This is a genomic window from Pantoea stewartii, from assembly GCF_011044475.1.
In the GTDB taxonomy this organism is placed as follows: Bacteria; Pseudomonadota; Gammaproteobacteria; order Enterobacterales; family Enterobacteriaceae; genus Pantoea; species Pantoea stewartii.
Window position 1 is genome coordinate 595,637 of record NZ_CP049115.1, and the last position, 19,212, is coordinate 614,848.

The following is a 19,212-nucleotide window of genomic DNA, read 5'->3' on the forward strand; positions in this document are numbered from 1 at the left end:
TTTTAAGTATCAATGTAGAACGGAATGATATAAGGCGGGGAAAAAAGGCCAGCAATGCTGGCCTTACAGGGTTACTTTTTCGCTTCCTGCCACTTGCCGTCAATGTAAAACGCTGACCAGCCTGTCGCTTTGCCGTCTTTTTCAGACGCCACATACTGCTGTTTCGTTTTACGGCTAAAGCGCACCAGCGTCTTGTTGCCTTCCGGATCGGTTGCTGGCGCTTCGGCCAGATATTTCAACTTCTCAGGTAAACGGTCGTGGAAACGCTGCAGCTCTTCCACCAACGGTGCGCGGGTTTCACGCGATTTGGGGAAGGTATTGGCGGCCAGGAACACACCGGCAGCACCGTCACGCAACACAAAATACGCATCCGATTTTTCACACGGCAGTTCGGGCAACGGCACGGGATCTTCTTTCGGCGGGGCGACATCGCCATTACGCAAAATCTTACGGGTGTTCTTACAGTCATCATTGGTACAGGCCATGTATTTACCGAAACGCCCCATTTTCAGGTGCATTTCAGAACCACATTTTTCGCACTCGACGACCGGACCATCGTAGCCCTTGATACGAAACTCCCCTTCTTCGATTTCATAACCATCGCACTCAGGGTTGTTACCGCAAACGTGCAGCTTGCGTCCGTTATCAATCAGATAGCTGTCCATCGCTGTGCCACATTTCTGGCAACGACGACGGGCACGCAGCGCGTTGGTTTCGGCATCGTCCCCTTCCAGAATATTCAGAACTTCATTTTCCGGAATCAGGTTGATGGTTTGCTTGCAACGCTCTTTCGGCGGTAACGCATAGCCTGAACACCCCAGGAAAACACCGGTGCTGGCTGTCCGAATCCCCATTTTACGGCCGCAGGTTGGGCAGTCGATGGAGGTCAGGACCATCTGATTCGGCTGCATTCCGCCTTCTTCCGGATCTTTCTCAGCCTGTTCCAGCTGCTGGCTGAAATCGGAGAAGAAGCGATCCAGAACCGCCTTCCACTCCGCCTGATTGTTGGCGACCTGGTCGAGGCTGTTTTCCATGTGAGCGGTAAAGTCGTAATTCATCAGCTCGCGGAAGTTCTCTTCCAGACGATCGGTGACAATTTCGCCCATTTTTTCAGCGTAAAAGCGGCGGTTTTCCACCCTGACGTAGCCACGATCCTGGATAGTGGAAATGATGGCCGCATAGGTCGAAGGACGGCCGATACCGCGTTTTTCCAGCTCACGGACCAGTGAAGCTTCACTAAAGCGGGCCGGTGGCTTGGTAAAGTGCTGGCTGGGTAACAGGTCCTGCAGGCTCAGCTCATCGCCAACGTTAACCGGCGGTAAAGTACGATCCTCATCATTCTTACGCAGCGCAGGCATGACTTTGGTCCAGCCGTCAAAGCGCAGCGTACGCCCTTTGGCCTTCAGTTTGTAATCCCCTGCCGTGACTGTCAGCGTGGTCGAATCGTACTGTGCCGGTGTCATCTGACAGGCGACAAACTGACGCCAGATAAGCTGATACAGTTTCTGCGCATCCGCTTCCATATCTTTGAGCTGCTCGGCCAGCACTTCCACATCTGATGGACGGATGGCTTCATGCGCTTCCTGCGAATTCTCTTTGCTGGCGAAGGTATTCGCCGCATCGGGCAGGTACTTTTTACCAAAATGGCCTTCAATGTAGCCGCGCACCATCGAAACCGCATCCTGGCTCAGGTTCGTGGAATCGGTACGCATATAGGTGATATGGCCCGCTTCATACAGGCGCTGCGCCATCATCATGGTCTTTTTCACGCCAAAGCCCAGCCGGGTACTCGCCGCCTGCTGCAACGTGGAGGTAATAAACGGCGCGCCGGGTTTGCTGCTGGTTGGCTTGTCTTCACGGTCCGTGACCGCAAAGCGCGCTTTTTCCAGCAGAGCCAGCGCGGCGTGCGTCTGGTCGTGATTGACCGGACGGAACGGTTTATCGCCCGCATGAGTGACGTCCATCGTCAGCTCATCGCCCTTCGGCGTGGTCAGGTTAGCGCTCAGTTCCCAGTACTCTTCGGGCACAAAAGCTTTGATTTCACGCTCACGCTCAACCACTAACCGGACAGCAACAGACTGCACGCGACCGGCAGACAGGCCTCGCGCGATTTTTTTCCATAATAACGGGGATACCATGTACCCCACGACACGGTCCATAAAGCGGCGTGCCTGCTGTGCATTGACGCGGTCAATGTTGAGTTCGCCCGGCGTTTCAAACGCCTGGCGAATCGCATTTTTGGTGATCTCATTGAACACAACGCGGCTAAAGCGCTTATGGTCACCCCCGATCACTTCCCGCAGGTGCCACGCAATGGCTTCCCCTTCGCGGTCAAGGTCGGTTGCGAGATAGATATGGTCGGCGTTTTCGGCTAAAGCTTTGAGTTCCGCTACCACTTTCTCTTTATTGGGCAGGATTTGATAATCCGCTTCCCAGCCGTGATAGGGATCAACGCCCATACGACTGACCAGCGCGGCTTTCTCATCCTTCTTAACTTTTTTGGCTTTCTTATCTGTCGGGGTTTCAGCACTTTTTTTGGCGGTTGAACCACTGGTCGGCAGATCCCGGATATGGCCCACGCTGGATTTCACCACGTAGCCACTGCCGAGGTATTTATTGATTGTTTTAGCCTTTGCCGGGGACTCAACAATAACGAGTGCTTTACCCATATTTACCTTTACCTAATGAATACATCCTGCTCAACGGGAGAGGATTGGACGCCCTGAAAACCCATCGGGTTCAATATTGCTACGCCTGTTTGGTATTTCAAGACGTGGGGCTCAATCTCTGGTCAGTCGATTCTTTACAGTGCAACTTTATGATAAAAATCGCTTTTTCTGCCTGACTTAATCGCACTTCCCGGTGCAATATCCCTGGAATCTGAAACGCCCACACTGTACCTGATAAAATCTGTTACGCAACTTAATTAGCATCTGGTGTGAGGAAAGCCCTTTTTTACCCCTGCCCACGATTTGTCGAACAGTGCAGTACGGAAGTAATATAGAAAGAATTATCAGGCTGTCAAAAAGGCACAAACATATGCAGAATCTGACTGAGGGAGTGTCGTCCCAGGCACTGTTAGATATCGCTAACGCGATGCTCAGGGAACATGATGATTTTATCGCCGGTATTGAAGCTACTGCCGTCAGCCAGCAGGGCGATGTGCTGGTGTTTAAAGGGCCGTACTTTTTGGACACGGAAGGCCTGCCGACCGCAAAAACCACGGCGGTGTTCAACCTGTTCAAACACCTGGCCGTTCTGCTGTCACCCCGTTATCACCTGGTATAAAAAACCCGGCCTGAGCCGGGTCGATGCATCACAAAAACCGTTTGTCGCTGCGCTGCCACCATTTAAGCATAATGCGCTCAAGCACCTGCCCTGCGCTTTGCGTCAGGCGATCGATTTTTGAACGACGGCGCACATACGTCACGCCCAGTACCGTGAATTTCGCCATATTCGCGATAATGAGATCGTCACTGGTCGAAATGCGATCGATCAGGCCCAGTCCAAGCGCCTGCCGGCCATACCAGTGCTCGCCGGTTGCCACCCGGTCAATGTCGAGGGAAGGACGCATTTCATGAACAAACTGTTTAAACAACAGGTGGGTTTCGTTCAAATCCTGCTGAAACTTTTCACGTCCTTCTTCGGTGTTTTCACCAAACAGCGTCAGCGTACGTTTGTACTGACCCGCCGTGTGTAACTCAACGTCAATGTCATTACGTTTCAACAGACGGTTGAAGTTAGGGATTTGCGCGACAACCCCGATGGAACCGATGACGGCAAAAGGCGCGGCCACGATGGTATTGGCCACACAGGCCATCATATAGCCGCCGCTCGCCGCCACTTTGTCCACGGCCGCTGTCAGGTTCAACCCGGCATCACGCAGGCGCTGCAATTGTGACGCCGCCAGGCCATAACCGTGAACCATGCCGCCCGGGCTTTCCAGACGCAGTAATACTTCATCGCCCGGCTGGGCAACCGCCAGAATGGCTGAAATTTCTTCGCGTAGCGATTTCACTTCACTGGCATCGATGCTGCCATTGAAATTAAGCACGTACAACGTGGGTTTAACGGTGTCGACATTGCCCTGCTTCGCGTCGCGTTTCTCTGCTTTCGCCTTCTGTTTTTCAGCCTTTTTATGGTTTTTTAACCACAGTTTTTGCGCCTGCGGTTTCATTTTCTCAAGCTGCAACGCCTCTTTCATCTTGTTGTAATCGTCATCTAACCGCGTTAATCGCAGTTGTCCGCCCGGGTGACGTTTACGCTGAGCGGCATGCACAACAATCATGACGATGGCAGCAATGGCAACGACCACCGTCACCGCTTTTGCTAAAAACAATCCATAACTCAAAAGAAGATCCATCGTGTCGCCTTATTAAACAGAGGATTACTGACAAACGCCTAGTTTAACGGGTTTATGCTACTGCGTCGCCTGAAATGCCAGCATCTGGCACAGATTGTCCCTATTGCTAATTGCGTCGTGCCCTGAATTAGGGCATAAAGCGAAAAACCCAGACGTTGCGGGAGGTTCCCAACATGCATTATCAACCGAAAGATGATCTACTTGCCCATCGTATTATCCTGGTGACGGGTGCTTCTGACGGCATTGGACGCGAAGCGGCCCTGACCTACGCACGCTTCGGCGCGGAGGTGATTTTACTGGGGCGCAGCGCTGAAAAGCTGCAGCAGACAGAAGCGTTGATAAACCAACTGAACAAGCGCCCTGCCCATTCGGTGGTATTGGATCTTTCAGACGCCACGCCGGCACGCTGTGCGCAGCTAGCGCAGGAACTGGCGCAAACATTCTCCCGTCTGGATGGTGTGTTACATAACGCCAGTATCTTAGGTGAGATTGTTCCGCTGGCCGACCTGGATCCGCAAATCTGGCAACAGGTCATGAAAATTAATGTTGATGCCACGTTTTACCTTACCCAGGCGCTATTGCCGTTGCTGCTCAAATCCGAAAGCGGCTCGCTGGTATTTACGACGTCAAGTGTGGGCCGTACCGGGCGCGCGGGTTGGGGTGCCTACGCGGTATCAAAGTTCGCCACAGAAGGCATGATGCAGGTGCTGGCCGACGAGTATAAAAATCAGGCATTGCGGGTTAACTGTATTAATCCTGGCGGTACGCGTACGAAAATGCGCGCCAGTGCGTTTCCTCAGGAAGACGCCGGTAAACTCAAAACGCCTGCCGATATCATGCCTCTTTACCTCTATTTAATGGGCGATGACAGCCGCCGTAAAACCGGTATGAGCTTCGATGCGCAGCCAGGCAGAAAACCCGGGGCCGCAGAGTAATGACCAGCGATCGTCATCAACAGCGGCAACAGCGTCTGAAAGAACAGGTGGATGCCCGCATTGCTGCCGCTCAGCAAGTCAGAGGCATTTTGATGGTGTTTACCGGAAACGGTAAAGGGAAAACCACCGCTGCGTTTGGCACGGCTCTACGCGCCTGCGGGCATGGCAAACGTGCCGCGGCCATTCAGTTCATTAAGGGAGAATGGCCCAACGGCGAACGCAACCTTCTGGCCCGGCACGGGGTGGAGTTTCAGGTAATGGCCACGGGTTTCACCTGGGAAACGCAAAATCGCCAGACCGACACAGCGGCCTGCCTGGCCGTCTGGGATCATGCCAGACGCATGCTGTCGGATGACACGCTTGATTTAGTGATTCTGGATGAAATCACCTACATGATCAGTATGGATTATCTGCCACTCGACGAGCTGGTAACCGCTCTGCAAGGCCGTCCTGCCCACCAAAGCGTCATCCTTACGGGTCGGGGTTGCCATCGCACCTTACTGGATATGGCTGACACCGTGACGGAAATGCGTCCGGTGAAACATGCCTTTGACGCCGGTATCCAGGCACAGCAGGGAATAGACTGGTAGCCTTTACCGCAGGCTGGCTGCCCTTATGCATCCGGCCTGCTTATCTTACGCTGTGCCCCCTCTGTACTTCCTTTTCCCTGTTTATCGGCCTGCATGCCCGCTTATTGTCATTGCAGCCTGGCACAGCTGGTCCTCAGGGCTTTTCCCGCTTTTATTTTCCATTCATGTTAATTTTGCGAAACGTTTTACGCGCCTTTTCCAGAAATCCTGCCTGAAAACCGGCGTCATCCGCCGCCGCCATGATTGATCTCAATCACATATTTTTACCGTTGAGAGACGTAAAACCGATCGGGATCACTCTTCAATGTTAAATAAATGATAAAAAATATTTAGCTTTAATATCATCCCATTGCGCGTGGTTAATCAAATCAACAGGTTAATCATTACCGTGCTAATCGATTCCATAATTAAATGTTCTTTCTGATAACAATTGAATAACTTTTGCCAATAAGAGGGCTCTTATTTTGCTGACCATACTGGGCTTTACGATGGTGGTTTGTTTCATGTATCTGATCATGACCAAACGCATGTCAGCGCTAATCGCGCTCATTCTTATCCCGACGCTTTTTGCGCTTATCGGCGGGTTTTATCACGGACTTGGGGAAATGATGCTGAACGGGGTCAAAACGCTGGCTCCGACGGGTGTGATGCTGACGTTTTCTATTCTCTATTTCGGCCTGATGATCGATGCCGGACTGTTTGATCCGCTGGTGCGTTTCATCCTGAAAATTGTGCGTGGCGACCCGCTTAAAGTGCTGGTCGGTACCGCTGTATTAACCTTGCTGGTCTCGCTGGATGGCGACAGTTCCACCACCTATATGATTGCTATTGCCGCGTTTCTTCCCCTCTACCGGAAACTGGGCATGAATGTGCTGGCAATGACCTGCCTGGTTAACCTGGCCAGCGGCATCATGAACCTGTCGCCGTGGGGAGGCCCCACAGCCCGTGCGGCGGCCGCGCTGCGCATTGATGCGCTGGATATATTCATTCCCATGCTACCGGCCATCCTTATCGCCTGTGTTGCTCTTGTCGGTCTGGCCTTCGTGTTTGGGCTACAGGAACGTAAACGTCTGGGCGTCATGCGCATCAGCGACGACCATCTGAATAATATCGAACTGGGCCTGGGTGATGCAGACGAATGCGCAGCAAATCGCCGGCCCAAAATGTTCTGGCCAAACTTTATTCTGACCACGGTACTGCTGGTGCTTCTGGTGGTGGGTGCCATGCCCATCCAGATTCTGTTTATGCTGGCTTTTGCAATTGCCGTCATGCTTAATTACCCCTCGCTTGAAGAGCAAAAAGCCCGTATCGGTTCACACGCCAGTAATGTGCTGGCAGTGACTGCCTTGATTTTTGCGGCAGGTATTTTTACCGGCATACTGTCAGGTACCGGCATGGTGGACGCCATGGCGAAAAGTCTGCTGGCCTTTATTCCGCACAGTTTCGGACCTTATCTTGCGCTATTTACCGCCCTGATCAGTCTGCCGTTTACCTTTTTTATGTCCAACGATGCTTTCTACTTTGGCATTCTGCCTGTCATCGCGCAGACGGCCGCCAGCTATGGCATTTCAGCAGAAGAAATTGCCCGAGCCTCTATTGTGGGCCAACCCTTCCATCTGCTGAGTCCACTGGTGCCGTCGGTCTATTTGTTAGTCGGTCTGGCCAAAGTGGATATCGGTGACCATCAACGTTTTGCCATAAAATGGGGGATTTTGATTAGCCTGGTGCTGATGGCGGGCGGCTTAGTAACCGGCGCGTTTCCCCTCTTCCACCGGTAAGATGTCCGGGAGCGTCAGCCAGAAAGTAAAAAGCCGCAACAGACGATGTTGCGGCTTTTTTATAGCCTTATATCAACCCGGCAGGCACTCAGGTTGCGTTGCGTTTGCTACTGGCATTACGACGAGCGGGTCTGCCACTGGCCTGACTGTGGCGTTTCACGGCCCGACGAATCTGATTGGCTTTTGTACGACGGCGATCTTTCTCAACCGCCAGTTTGGTGACGGTTTCGTCATCCATTCCTACCAGATTGCGCAGATAATTGACCGCTGGCAGATCCAGTTCCATCCAGCCACCGCGTGGTACACCTTTTGGCAAGGTGATGTCGCCATAGCGGACACGCATCAGGCGGCTGACCTGCACACCCACGGCTTCCCATAAACGGCGAACTTCACGGTTGCGTCCTTCAGTCAGGGTGACGTTGTACCACTGGTTGATGCCTTCTCCACCCGCAAAACGCAATGTTTTGAACGCTGCCGGACCATCTTCCAGTTGCACACCTTTACTGAGCTGACGAATTTTGTCATCGTCAACCTGGCCAAACACACGCACCGCGTATTCACGTTCCACTTCCCGGCTGGGATGCATCAGGCGGTTAGCCAGTTCACCATCCGTTGTAAAAAGCATGAGTCCACAGGTGTTCACGTCAAGGCGGCCAACGGCAATCCAGCGTGAACCGCGCAGGCGCGGCAGACGATCGAAGACCGTAGGCCGCCCTTCAGGATCGCTGCGTGTGCAGAGTTCACCTTCAGGTTTGTAATACGCCAGCACACGGCACACTTCTGTTGCAGATTCAGCAATTGATACCAGATGGCCATCAATACGGATTTTCAGGGCTTTATTGTTTTCGATGCGATCGCCGAGTGTGGCAAGCTTACCGTCAACGCTCACGCGTCCGGCCGCAATCATCGCTTCAATTTCACGACGCGAACCGTGACCGGCACGCGCTAAGACTTTTTGTAACTTCTCGCTCATGGAGCTACCTCATTGTCGCCTTCCCAGGCGTCGGATGGATTAGGTAATTAAACCTTTAAAATCAATAGGTTATATTTTCCTGTTGGCCCCATTATACAGCATGTCTGAGGCATTGTAACCCGTAATGTGCCGCCCGGAAGCGGCGTACGGGGCCTGGCTGCTGACCCGTGCCTTACGACACCTGTCCCGGGCGTGACGATCCCTACGCGCTCACGCCAGGTCCGGTTAAGATCTGGTCGAATTAAATGGCTGAGTTGCGTCCTGGTGATCGCGCGAGAAGATCATTATAAGCACACACGTTTATTTAGGGTAATTAAGTCAAATGACACAACCGTAACAGGGGGAGGATATTATCTGAATGTCACACTTGGTTACTTCATTTTAATTAATGTTACTTATCGCAGCTATTGGCTTTATTTCCGTCTTTACTCGCTCTTATAAATCATTTCCTGCCAAAACCGGTAGCGCATTAATGATTAAGTCTCCAGGTATCTGGCCTGATACTTTGCATTAACGGCTCACACTCAGTCGGCGCGCTAAACAGTTTTATTTTTGTGGCTGTTTACAAAAAATAAAAGCAAAATACCGCTACTTAAGTCAAATAAAATCATTGTGGGCCCCGCCAGCCCTCTGTTAGCCCGTCTCGCATCTTCAATGCATCCTGTTTACTCTATTATCAACAGGTTGCGTCGGGAAAAGCTATACAACATAAAAATCACTGTACAATTTTATTCATCAGCCGATAATGAAAGAATAAGAAGGTGGTCATCACCCTGTTTTTTATCATTAAGTCCGCAATGACTTTTTTTTCTACCCTCGTAAAGTTAAAAAAAATTGGACTATTGCAATCTATTGCCGATAACACATTATGCGACCGGACAGTGAGCAGATTTTAATCCGTACGGTGTCAGTTATTTCTGACCCGGGCATTAAATTGCAGCACGCTAAAGGGTTGTTATTAATCTTAATACTGGCGCATCGGGAAACGCTGCGTTAATACGGCTCACGATGAGCTTTAATTTGCATGTCCTTAATCTTCACCAGGGATTTTACTGGCATGCTTAAGCGAAGACACCACCATGAAAAAACGTTTTGTAAGTTCAGCGTTGATTGCGTTGGCGCTGAGCGGTTGTTCCGTGGGCCATACCGAGTACAGCCGAACGGCAATGCAGCACGTGGATATGAGCGTGACAGGCATTCCGACGATTCTGGGTTTAGGCACGCTGGGCACCACTATTCCGTTGACGCCTGAATACAGCCTGACTGCCGCGCATGTGGCAAAATTTGCCGTGCAGCGCGTGAAGTCTTATCACCCTTACTGCGACCTTGCGATTATTTATCACAAGAATCCGCCGGATACGCTGGCTCACTTCCGCAGCACCGATATTGGCGATCACGTAAAGATGTACGGTTACAGCTATATTTCGGCGCTACCTGTTGAATCAAAGGGTGTGAATCTCGCACGCACCGCCATTCGTAACCTCTGGAATAAAAGTCCGTGCATCGCGATGGCTTCCAATGCTGGCGTGGTTCAGGGGATGTCTGGCGGTGGGGTCTTCAATAGTGACGATACCATCGGCGGCGTGATCGTCGGGTATTCCGATTCAATTAAAAATGGCCGTAGCGGGAAAGTGATACTGAAAGATGTGTCACTCTATATCCCTTACGGCCAGTTTAAAAACTGGTTACAGGCGACGATTCCTGACACCCGTAAAACCTGACGGTCTTACATAAAAGGCGTTGTGTCGCCAGCGCCTTCACGGACAATTTCAGGGGCATCACTGGTCAAATCAATCACGGTGGTAGGCTGCTGTCCCAGCGTGCCGCCGTCAATGATTAAGTCCAACAGCTTACCAATACTGTGCTGAATGTCTTCCGGATCAGATTCAGTGAAATCATTGCCTGGCAGAATCAAGGATGTCGACATCATCGGTTCATTAAGCGCTTCCAGTAACGCCAGGGCCACTGGATTCGACGGGACACGTAAACCAATGGTTTTACGTTTCTCGTTCATCAGACGGCGCGGGACTTCTTTCGTCGCCTTCAGAATAAACGTGTAATTGCCCGGCGTGTTATTTTTAATCAGGCGGAACGCGCTGTTGCCCACCTGTGAATACACCGACAACTCAGACAAATCGCGGCACATCAGTGTGAAATTATGATGGCCACCGAGTTGTCGTATACGGCAAATGCGCTCCATCGCGCCTTTTTCTTCCAGACGACATCCCAGGGCATAGCCTGAATCGGTCGGATAAACAATCACGCCACCTTTGTTCAGGTACTCCACAGCCTGGTTAATCAGACGCGGTTGCGGATTATCCGGATGAATATGAAACAGTTGACTCATAAAAACCTCTTGTCACCTTTCCGTGCATTCAGCAGCCGGAGCCAGTGCGGGAAAGCGTTCCCAGACGGGTTCTACGGCTGCGGGTAACCACAGTTTGCGGCCTAACTCAATCCACGGGCAGGGTTGATGAAAATCAGAACCTTGCGATGCGGCCAGATCGTTATCCCGGGCGTACCCGGCTAACGTGGTACGCTCATCGGGTGCCTGCTGACATTGTGCCACCTCGATAGCATCACCCCCCGCAGCGCGAAAATACGCGATCAGGCGTTTCAGCCATTTTGCCGACAATCCGTAGCGTCCCGGATGAGCCAGCACCGCACAGCCACCAGAATGGTGAATGGCATCAATGGCTTGATTAATTGTACACCATTGCGGCGGCACGTAGCCGGTTTTGCCTCGGGCCAGATAATTTTTGAATACCTGCGCCATAGTGCTCGCTTTGCCAACCTCAACCAGATAGCGGGCAAAATGTCCCCGCGTGATCATTCCCCCTTCGGCTAAACGCAGGGCGCCCGCCAGTGCATCGGGAATCTGGGCTTTTTCAAGCCGCTCAGCAATGCGTTGGGCGCGTTCCAGTCGCGTCGTATACTGACCAGCGAGGAACTGCGTCATGACGGGATGATGAATATCGATATTTAATCCAACAATATGGATCTCATGATTTTCCCACAGCGTGGAAATCTCGACGCCGGCTATGACATTGACTGGCAACGAAGCACGTAATGCGGCCTGCTGTGCCTCGGCGACGCCCGCCACGGTATCGTGATCGGTAATGGCCAGCACACCTACGCGCATTTCAACCGCACGCTCGACCAGCGCCTGCGGGGATAGCAATCCATCGGAAGCCCGTGTATGACTATGTAGATCGTAAAGCGGAAAACGGGCGATATCGCTCAAAACAACTCCTGCTGGCGATGGAACAGGTCAGCATGATAACGATTTTATGGGTCACTGAAAAAGTGTATTGACATTTTTGTCACGAACCAGTTAACTAGTACACAAGTTCACCGCAGACGGGTATGTGTTTATGAAAATGGTTATTACGCTTTTCACTGGTTGGTGGCGCAATGTTTCCCGGTCGGGCGGCGTTGTCGTGCACACTTAGCGTAAACCTGTGCAGATACCTGAGCCCGCCAACAAGCGGGCTTTTTTTTGGAAGACATTCAGAGAAATCATCATGCTCAATGCAAAACCTACAGTGAAGTTAATTACCGGTAACGCCCCTTATCGGGAAGATCCCGCCGCGGTTTTTCATCAGTTATGCGGCGCGCGCCCGTCAACGCTGCTGCTTGAATCTGCGGATATCGACAGCAAGGAAAATTTAAAAAGTCTGATGATCATCGACAGTGCCCTGCGTATCAGCGCGCTGGGTAACTGCGTCACTGTGCAGGCCCTGTCTGATAATGGTCGGGCGCTGCTGCCGCTGCTGGACGAGGCGCTTCCCGCCGAAATCAAAAATGAATCGCGCCCTGATGGCCGGGTGTTAACATTTACGACAACTCACGATCAGCAAGATGAAGACTCTCGCTTACGCGCCCTGTCGGTGTTTGATGCCCTGCGTGTGATTCCGCAGTTAGTGAACTCGCCCGCCGATGAGCGCGAAGCCGTGTTCGTTGGCGGCCTGTTTGCCTATGATCTGGTCGCGGGTTTTGAGGACCTGCCGACGCTCAGCAGTGAGCAGCGCTGCCCTGACTACTGTTTCTATCTGGCGGAAACCCTGCTGGTGCTCGATCACCAGGCACACAGTGCCCGCCTGCAGGCCAGCCTGTTCTGTCCGTCCACCCACGAATTCCAGCGTCTGCAAAGCCGTATTGAGCAGTTACACGGACAAATGCTGCAACCTGCACCTGCGTTGCCCGTCAAGCCGGTCGAAACGATGACGCTGACCACCAGCCAGAGCGATGAGGAATACTGTAATGTGGTGAGGAAGATGCAGGATGCTATTCGTATTGGTGAGATCTTCCAGGTCGTGCCATCACGTCGCTTCTCACTGCCCTGCCCGTCGCCGCTGGCCGCTTACGATACGTTAAAACGCAGTAATCCCAGCCCGTATATGTTCTTTATGCAGGATCAGGATTTTTCGCTCTTTGGCGCCTCGCCGGAAAGCTCGCTCAAGTACGACGCCGCCTCACGACAGATCGAAATTTACCCGATTGCCGGAACGCGTCCACGCGGTCGACATGCGGATGGCTCGCTGGACCGCGATCTGGACAGCCGTATCGAACTTGAAATGCGCACCGATCATAAAGAGCTGGCCGAGCACCTGATGCTGGTCGATCTCGCACGCAATGACCTGGCGCGCATTTGTCGTCCCGGAAGCCGCTACGTTGCGGATCTGACCAAGGTTGATCGTTATTCCTTTGTTATGCACCTGGTCTCACGCGTGGTGGGGACATTGCGTGAGGATCTGGATGTGCTACATGCCTACCGCGCCTGCATGAATATGGGCACGCTGAGCGGCGCGCCTAAAGTTCGCGCCATGCAACTGATCGCTGAAGCCGAAGGCACCCGACGCGGTATTTACGGCGGCGCTGTCGGCTATTTCACCGCCAACGGTGATTTGGATACCTGTATTGTGATCCGCTCAGCCTACGTGGAAGACGGCGTGGCCACTGTACAGGCCGGCGCGGGCGTGGTGCTCGACTCTAACCCACAGGCCGAGGCCGATGAAAGCCGCAATAAAGCCCGCGCGGTGCTGCGCGCTATCGCCACTGCTCATCACTGCAAGGAGATCTTCTGATGGCTGACATCCTGCTGCTGGATAACATCGACTCATTTACCTACAACCTTGTCGATCAACTGCGCACCTTTGGGCACAACGTGGTGATTTACCGCAACAACGTACCGGCCGCTTTGCTGATTGAACGTTTGCAGAGCATGGACAATCCTGTCCTGATGCTGTCACCCGGCCCTGGCGCGCCGAAAGACGCGGGCTGTATGCCCGAACTGCTGCGTGCGCTACGCGGAAAGTTACCGATTATCGGGATCTGCCTGGGCCATCAGGCGATTGTGGAAGCGTATGGCGGCCATGTCGGTCAGGCCGGTGAAATTTTGCATGGCAAAGCGTCATCCATTATCCATGACGGCGAGGCGATGTTTACCGGACTGAGTAATCCTCTTCCCGTTGCCCGTTACCACTCACTGGTGGGCAGCAATACACCAGACGAATTAACGGTCAATGCCAGCTACAACGGCATGGTGATGGCCGTCCGTCATGAACACGATCGGGTTTGCGGATTCCAGTTCCATCCTGAATCCATTTTAACCACTCAGGGCGCACGTCTGCTTGAACAGACACTTGCCTGGGCGCTGGCGAAGTAACAGGGAGAACGCAATGCAACCGATTCTGGAAAAACTTTACCAGTCGCATAGTCTGACGCAGGCAGAAAGCCACCAGCTGTTCAGCGCCATTATTACCGGCCAGCTTGAACCTACCCAACTGGCGGCGGCGTTGGTTGCGATGAAAGTCCGGGGCGAGAACCCGGAGGAAATCGCCGGGGCAGCCTGTGCCTTACTTGAAGATGCCAAACCGTTTCCGCGTCCGGATTATGCGTTCGCCGATATTGTGGGCACCGGCGGGGATGGCAGTAACAGCATTAATATTTCAACCGCCAGTGCCTTTGTCGCCGCTACCTGTGGTCTGAAGGTGGCAAAACATGGCAATCGCAGCGTATCCAGCAAATCGGGGTCATCCGACTTGCTGGCCGCTTTCGGGATTAACCTGGATATGCCCGCTGAGCTGGCGCGGCGCGCACTGGACGATCTGAATGTCTGCTTCCTGTTCGCACCGCAGTACCACACGGGCTTTCGCCATGCTATGCCGGTGCGTCAGCAGTTGAAGACCCGCACGTTGTTTAACGTTCTGGGGCCACTGATCAACCCTGCGCGCCCACCGTTAGCCGTTATTGGCGTGTACAGCCCTGAGCTGGTCTTGCCGATTGCTCAGACGCTGAAAGTATTAGGCTACCAGCGTGCAGCCGTGGTACATGGCGGCGGCATGGATGAGGTTGCCCTGCACGATGTGACACAGGTGGCCGAGCTGCGCGAAGGGGAAATCACCCGCTATCAGTTAAGTCCGGAGGATTTTGGTTTCGGATTCCATCCTAAAGACGCGCTGGCAGGCGGCACACCCGAAGAAAACCGTGACATTCTGACACGTTTACTCCAGGGTAATGGCGAGCAGGCCCATGAGGAGGCGGTTGCCGTGAATGTGGCCATGCTCCTGAAAGTATTTGGTAATGAAGATCTCCGTGAAAATGCACAGCGTGCGCTTAACGCCATCCGTAGCGGTCAGGCTTATGAGCGCGTGGTGGCTCTGGCATCAAGAGGATAATCATGCAGGGTACAGTGTTAGATAAAATCGTGAAAGACAAAGCCGTCTGGGTTGAAGCGCGTAAGCAGCAGCAACCGCTGGAAAGCTTCCAGCCGCGCATTGTTCCTTCCAGCCGTAGCTTTTATGACGCACTGCAGGGCACCCGCACTGCCTTTATTCTGGAATGCAAAAAGGCTTCGCCTTCAAAAGGGCTGATCCGCGATGATTTCGATCCCGAAATGATCGCCGGGGTGTATCGCCATTATGCTTCTGCCGTTTCGGTATTAACCGACGAAAAATATTTCCAGGGCGACTTTGCCTTTTTGCCCGTCGTTAGTGCTGCGATTACGCAGCCGGTGCTGTGTAAAGACTTTATCATCGACCCTTATCAAATTTATCTGGCGCGTTTTTATCAGGCTGACGCCATCCTGCTGATGCTGTCGGTCGTGGATGATGAGCAGTATCGTCAGCTTTCCGCCATCGCACACAGCCTGCAGATGGGCGTTTTGACTGAAGTCAGCAATGAGCAGGAGCTGGAACGCGCTATTGCGCTGGAAGCCAAAGTGGTCGGCATTAATAACCGCGACCTGCGCGATCTGTCGATTGATCTCAACCGGACGCGTCAGCTTGCGCCGCGTCTGGGGCAAGGTGTGACCGTTATCAGCGAATCGGGCATCAACAATTACCGCGATGTGCGTGAACTGAGTCATTTTGCAAATGGCTTCCTGATCGGTTCGGCATTGATGGAAGAAGAGGATCTTCACGCTGCGGTGCGACGTGTCACCCTGGGCAGCAACAAGGTATGCGGACTGACGCGCCCTGAAGATGCCTGCGCGGCCTGTGATGCCGGCGCTATTTACGGCGGAATTATTTTTGCCGAGGGCTCGCCGCGTCAGGTGGATACCGAGAAAGCACGTGCCGTGATAGCCGGTGCCCCGCTTAACTATGTGGGTGTGTTCCGCAATGCGGCAATAAGTGACATTGTCACTAAAGTGGAATCATTGCAGCTGTCTGCTGTGCAGTTGCATGGCGATGAAGACCACGCTTATGTGGCTGCGCTTTATCAGGCACTGCCTGAACAGGTACAAATCTGGAAAGCGCTCAGCATCAGCGACGCGTTGCCAGAACGTAACTGGCCGCATATTGACCGTTACGTTTTCGATAATGGTCAGGGCGGTTCGGGCCAGACCTTTGACTGGTCGCTGCTACACGGGCAGGACCTGAAGAATGTTCTGCTGGCCGGTGGGCTGAGCGCGGATAACTGTGTGGAAGCCGCACAGTTGGGTTGTGCAGGACTCGATTTTAATTCCGGTGTAGAAAGCGCGCCAGGCATCAAAGATGCCAGCAAAATTGCGGCGGTGTTCCGAACGCTTCGCGCCTACTGACTGGACTGGCCCGCCTGAAGGCGGACACACAAAAGGATAGATCCATGACTTTACTTAATCCCTATTTCGGCGAGTTTGGCGGCATGTACGTGCCACAAATTCTGATGCCTGCGCTGAAGCAGCTTGAAGAAGCCTTTGTCAGCGCCCAAAAAGACCCTGAGTTTCAGGCTGAATTTACCGACCTGTTGAAAAACTATGCCGGCCGCCCGACAGCCTTAACCCTGTGCGGTAACCTGACCAAAGGCACTCAAACCCGCCTTTACCTGAAACGTGAAGATCTGCTGCACGGCGGCGCGCACAAAACGAACCAGGTACTGGGACAGGCGTTGCTGGCTAAACGGATGGGCAAAAACGAGATTATTGCGGAAACCGGAGCCGGTCAGCATGGTGTGGCTTCTGCCCTGGCCTGTGCGCTGCTGGGCATGAAATGCCGCATCTACATGGGCGCCAAGGATGTTGAGCGTCAGTCACCTAACGTCTTTCGTATGCGCCTGATGGGTGCCGAAGTGATTCCGGTTCACAGCGGTTCCGCCACCCTGAAAGATGCCTGTAACGAGGCGCTGCGTGACTGGTCGGGCAGCTATGAAACCGCCCACTATATGCTGGGCACCGCGGCCGGCCCGCACCCCTTCCCGACCATCGTGCGTGAGTTCCAGCGCATGATCGGTGAAGAGACGAAAAAACAGATTCTGGAAAAAGAAGGACGTCTGCCCGACGCCGTCATCGCCTGCGTCGGCGGCGGCTCCAATGCGATTGGCATGTTTGCCGATTTCATCGAGGAAGAGAGCGTCAAACTGATTGGCGTTGAGCCAGCGGGACACGGTATCGAAACCGGTGAGCACGGCGCACCGCTGAAACACGGCCGGGTCGGCATCTACTTTGGGATGAAAGCCCCGATGATGCAGACCAGCGAAGGGCAAATCGAAGAGTCCTACTCGATTTCTGCCGGCCTCGATTTCCCGTCAGTCGGCCCTCAGCACGCCCATCTGAACAGCATCGGCCGCGCGGACTATGTTTCCGTCACCGACAATGAAGCGCTGGCAGCCTTTAAAACGCTGTGTCGTGCGGAAGGCATTATCCCTGCGCTTGAATCCGCCCATGCGCTGGCCCATGCGTTAAAAATGGCGAAGGCGGAGCCGGAGAAAGAGCAGCTGATTGTGGTGAACCTTTCTGGGCGGGGTGATAAAGATATCTTCACCGTTCACGATATTCTGACTGCGCAGGGAGAAATTTGATGGAACGTTATGATCGACTGTTTACGCGTCTGGCGGCGAAGAAAGAAGGTGCGCTGGTTCCCTTCGTAACTCTGGGTGACCCGTCACCTGCCCTGTCATTACGCATTATCGATGCGCTGGTAGAAGGCGGGGCTGACGCACTTGAACTGGGAATTCCCTTTTCTGATCCTTTGGCAGATGGTCCTACTATTCAAAGTGCAACACTGCGTGCCTTCGCTGGTGGAACGACGACGGCACAGTGTTTTGAAATGCTCGCGGCGATTCGTCAAAAATATCCCGAACTCCCGATAGGTTTACTGATGTATGCCAATCTGGTGTTCAGCAATGGTATTGATGACTTTTATGCGCGTTGTGCCAAAGCGGGGGTCGACTCTGTCCTCGTGGCTGATGTGCCCGTAGAGGAATCGGCACCGTTCCGTCAGGCGGCTATGCGTCACGGTATTGCGCCCATTTTCATCTGCCCACCGAACGCCAGCGATGAACTTCTGCGCGAAATCGCTTCTCACGGTCGCGGTTACACCTATCTGTTATCACGAGCGGGCGTCACGGGTACTGAAAAGCGGGCCAGCCTGCCACTTGATCATCTGATAACCCGCCTGAAGGAATACCATGCAGCCCCGCCGCTACAGGGCTTTGGCATTTCCGAACCTTCCCAGGTAAAAGACTCTCTCGCGGCAGGCACAGCCGGTGCAATTTCAGGTTCCGCTGTTGTGAAAATTATTGAAAAGCATCACGCCGAGCCAGAGGTCATGCTGGACGCATTGAGAACATTTATCCACGATCTCAAAGCCGCCACCCGCTAACAGCCTTCACCTTATGCCTTACCGCCCGGTAAGGCATGATTTCGCTGTTTTTTTTCGCTGTCCGTTTGCCCATTTCGGATTTTCTGCACCACAATTAACAGGCGCCGTTATGGTAACGACGTATCCTATTTGTGACAGGGAGAGAAGCAATGAAATGGTTTAAAGTGCTGGCAAGTGCCATGGTCGCGGCTGTTGTTGCATTAACACTCAGCGCCTGTGCGCCAACGCCAACGAAAGAAGGCACCGGCGGTTACATTGATGACACCGTGATTACCACCAAAGTGAAAGCCGAATTGTTAAAAGATGAGTCGCTGAAATCAACCGAAATCAACGTTGAAACCTTTAAAGGTAAAGTGCAGCTCAGCGGCTTTGTCAGCTCACCACAAATGGCTAACCGTGCCGTTCAGGTGACCCGAAGCGTTGCTGGGGTAAGATCCGTCGTAAATAACATGCAAATTAAATAACGCCGTTTTAAACCCAAAAGGGCCACG

General features: G+C 53.1%; 15 protein-coding genes, 1 pseudogene and 1 other annotated feature. Of the genes and pseudogenes, 11 read left to right on the forward strand and 5 right to left on the reverse strand.

What is annotated here, in order from left to right:
• Nucleotides 1-71 precede the first annotated feature (71 nt).
• The gene (gene topA / locus G5574_RS02700; RefSeq protein WP_164482002.1) at nucleotides 72-2,669 is read right to left on the reverse strand and encodes a type I DNA topoisomerase; all 2,598 of its coding nucleotides are present in this window, start codon (nucleotides 2,667-2,669) and stop codon (nucleotides 72-74) included.
• Nucleotides 2,670-3,039: 370 nt separating this feature from the next.
• Here topA and G5574_RS02705 point away from each other — a divergent pair, with 370 nt between their 5' ends.
• The gene (locus G5574_RS02705) at nucleotides 3,040-3,288 is read left to right on the forward strand and encodes a DUF2498 family protein (RefSeq protein ID WP_006119339.1); all 249 of its coding nucleotides are present in this window, start codon (nucleotides 3,040-3,042) and stop codon (nucleotides 3,286-3,288) included.
• A 28-nt stretch (nucleotides 3,289-3,316) separates the two neighbouring features.
• Here the strand turns inward: G5574_RS02705 and sohB are convergent, their stop codons facing one another.
• Nucleotides 3,317-4,363 (reverse strand): protease SohB, encoded by a 1,047-nt coding sequence (gene sohB, locus G5574_RS02710; protein WP_006119340.1) that lies wholly within the window; start codon nucleotides 4,361-4,363, stop codon nucleotides 3,317-3,319.
• Nucleotides 4,364-4,536: 173 nt separating this feature from the next.
• Here sohB and G5574_RS02715 point away from each other — a divergent pair, with 173 nt between their 5' ends.
• The 3 genes from G5574_RS02715 to G5574_RS02725 all read left to right on the forward strand — a co-directional run bounded on the left by G5574_RS02715 (nucleotide 4,537) and on the right by G5574_RS02725 (nucleotide 7,666).
• Entirely contained in the window at nucleotides 4,537-5,298 is a 762-nt protein-coding gene (locus tag G5574_RS02715; protein ID WP_006119341.1) for a YciK family oxidoreductase, read from the forward strand.
• Nucleotides 5,298-5,888, forward strand: a complete 591-nt coding sequence (gene cobO / locus G5574_RS02720) for a cob(I)yrinic acid a,c-diamide adenosyltransferase (protein WP_039340187.1) — start codon at nucleotides 5,298-5,300, stop codon at nucleotides 5,886-5,888. Before G5574_RS02715 ends, cobO begins: the two co-directional genes overlap by 1 nt.
• Before the next feature lie 464 nt (nucleotides 5,889-6,352).
• Nucleotides 6,353-7,666 carry a CitMHS family transporter gene (locus G5574_RS02725; RefSeq protein ID WP_006119344.1) on the forward strand — a complete coding sequence of 438 codons (1,314 nt, stop codon included), beginning with the start codon at nucleotides 6,353-6,355 and terminating at the stop codon, nucleotides 7,664-7,666.
• A gap of 88 nt (nucleotides 7,667-7,754) precedes the next feature.
• Here the strand turns inward: G5574_RS02725 and rluB are convergent, their stop codons facing one another.
• Complete coding sequence (gene rluB, locus G5574_RS02730; protein ID WP_006119347.1) at nucleotides 7,755-8,639, reverse strand: 23S rRNA pseudouridine(2605) synthase RluB; 885 nt, start codon at nucleotides 8,637-8,639, stop codon at nucleotides 7,755-7,757.
• Between the two features lie 1,079 nt (nucleotides 8,640-9,718).
• Between rluB and G5574_RS02735 the strand changes: the two genes are divergently transcribed.
• Nucleotides 9,719-10,360 (forward strand): hypothetical protein, encoded by a 642-nt coding sequence (locus G5574_RS02735; protein WP_006119348.1) that lies wholly within the window; start codon nucleotides 9,719-9,721, stop codon nucleotides 10,358-10,360.
• Between the two features lie 5 nt (nucleotides 10,361-10,365).
• Here the strand turns inward: G5574_RS02735 and G5574_RS02740 are convergent, their stop codons facing one another.
• Together G5574_RS02740 and rnm are read right to left on the reverse strand one after the other, a co-directional pair.
• On the reverse strand, nucleotides 10,366-10,986 hold the full coding sequence (locus G5574_RS02740; RefSeq protein ID WP_164482003.1) for an L-threonylcarbamoyladenylate synthase: 621 nt from the start codon (nucleotides 10,984-10,986) through the stop codon (nucleotides 10,366-10,368).
• Between the two features lie 12 nt (nucleotides 10,987-10,998).
• Nucleotides 10,999-11,883 carry an RNase RNM gene (gene rnm, locus G5574_RS02745; RefSeq protein WP_006119350.1) on the reverse strand — a complete coding sequence of 295 codons (885 nt, stop codon included), beginning with the start codon at nucleotides 11,881-11,883 and terminating at the stop codon, nucleotides 10,999-11,001.
• Nucleotides 11,884-12,037: 154 nt separating this feature from the next.
• Nucleotides 12,038-12,140 (forward strand) — a sequence feature (Trp leader region).
• Nucleotides 12,141-12,163: 23 nt separating this feature from the next.
• On the opposite strand from rnm, the gene G5574_RS02750 reads away from it, so the two are divergent.
• The 6 genes and pseudogenes from G5574_RS02750 (at nucleotide 12,164) to G5574_RS02780 (ending at nucleotide 19,185) form a co-directional block, all read left to right on the forward strand.
• The gene (locus G5574_RS02750; RefSeq protein WP_054633693.1) at nucleotides 12,164-13,726 is read left to right on the forward strand and encodes an anthranilate synthase component 1; all 1,563 of its coding nucleotides are present in this window, start codon (nucleotides 12,164-12,166) and stop codon (nucleotides 13,724-13,726) included.
• Nucleotides 13,726-15,319 (forward strand): annotated as a pseudogene (gene trpD, locus G5574_RS23590) (bifunctional anthranilate synthase glutamate amidotransferase component TrpG/anthranilate phosphoribosyltransferase TrpD). The gene G5574_RS02750 and the pseudogene trpD overlap by 1 nt, the downstream one beginning before the upstream one ends.
• A 2-nt stretch (nucleotides 15,320-15,321) precedes the next feature.
• The gene (trpCF, locus tag G5574_RS02765; protein ID WP_033741841.1) at nucleotides 15,322-16,683 is read left to right on the forward strand and encodes a bifunctional indole-3-glycerol-phosphate synthase TrpC/phosphoribosylanthranilate isomerase TrpF; all 1,362 of its coding nucleotides are present in this window, start codon (nucleotides 15,322-15,324) and stop codon (nucleotides 16,681-16,683) included.
• A 44-nt stretch (nucleotides 16,684-16,727) separates the two neighbouring features.
• Nucleotides 16,728-17,918: a tryptophan synthase subunit beta gene (trpB, locus tag G5574_RS02770; RefSeq protein ID WP_033741842.1), complete on the forward strand. Its 1,191-nt coding sequence runs from the start codon at nucleotides 16,728-16,730 to the stop codon at nucleotides 17,916-17,918.
• Nucleotides 17,918-18,721 (forward strand): tryptophan synthase subunit alpha, encoded by an 804-nt coding sequence (gene trpA / locus G5574_RS02775; protein ID WP_033741843.1) that lies wholly within the window; start codon nucleotides 17,918-17,920, stop codon nucleotides 18,719-18,721. Before trpB ends, trpA begins: the two co-directional genes overlap by 1 nt.
• A 149-nt stretch (nucleotides 18,722-18,870) precedes the next feature.
• Nucleotides 18,871-19,185: a BON domain-containing protein gene (locus tag G5574_RS02780; protein ID WP_006119359.1), complete on the forward strand. Its 315-nt coding sequence runs from the start codon at nucleotides 18,871-18,873 to the stop codon at nucleotides 19,183-19,185.
• Nucleotides 19,186-19,212: the final 27 nt, after the last annotated feature.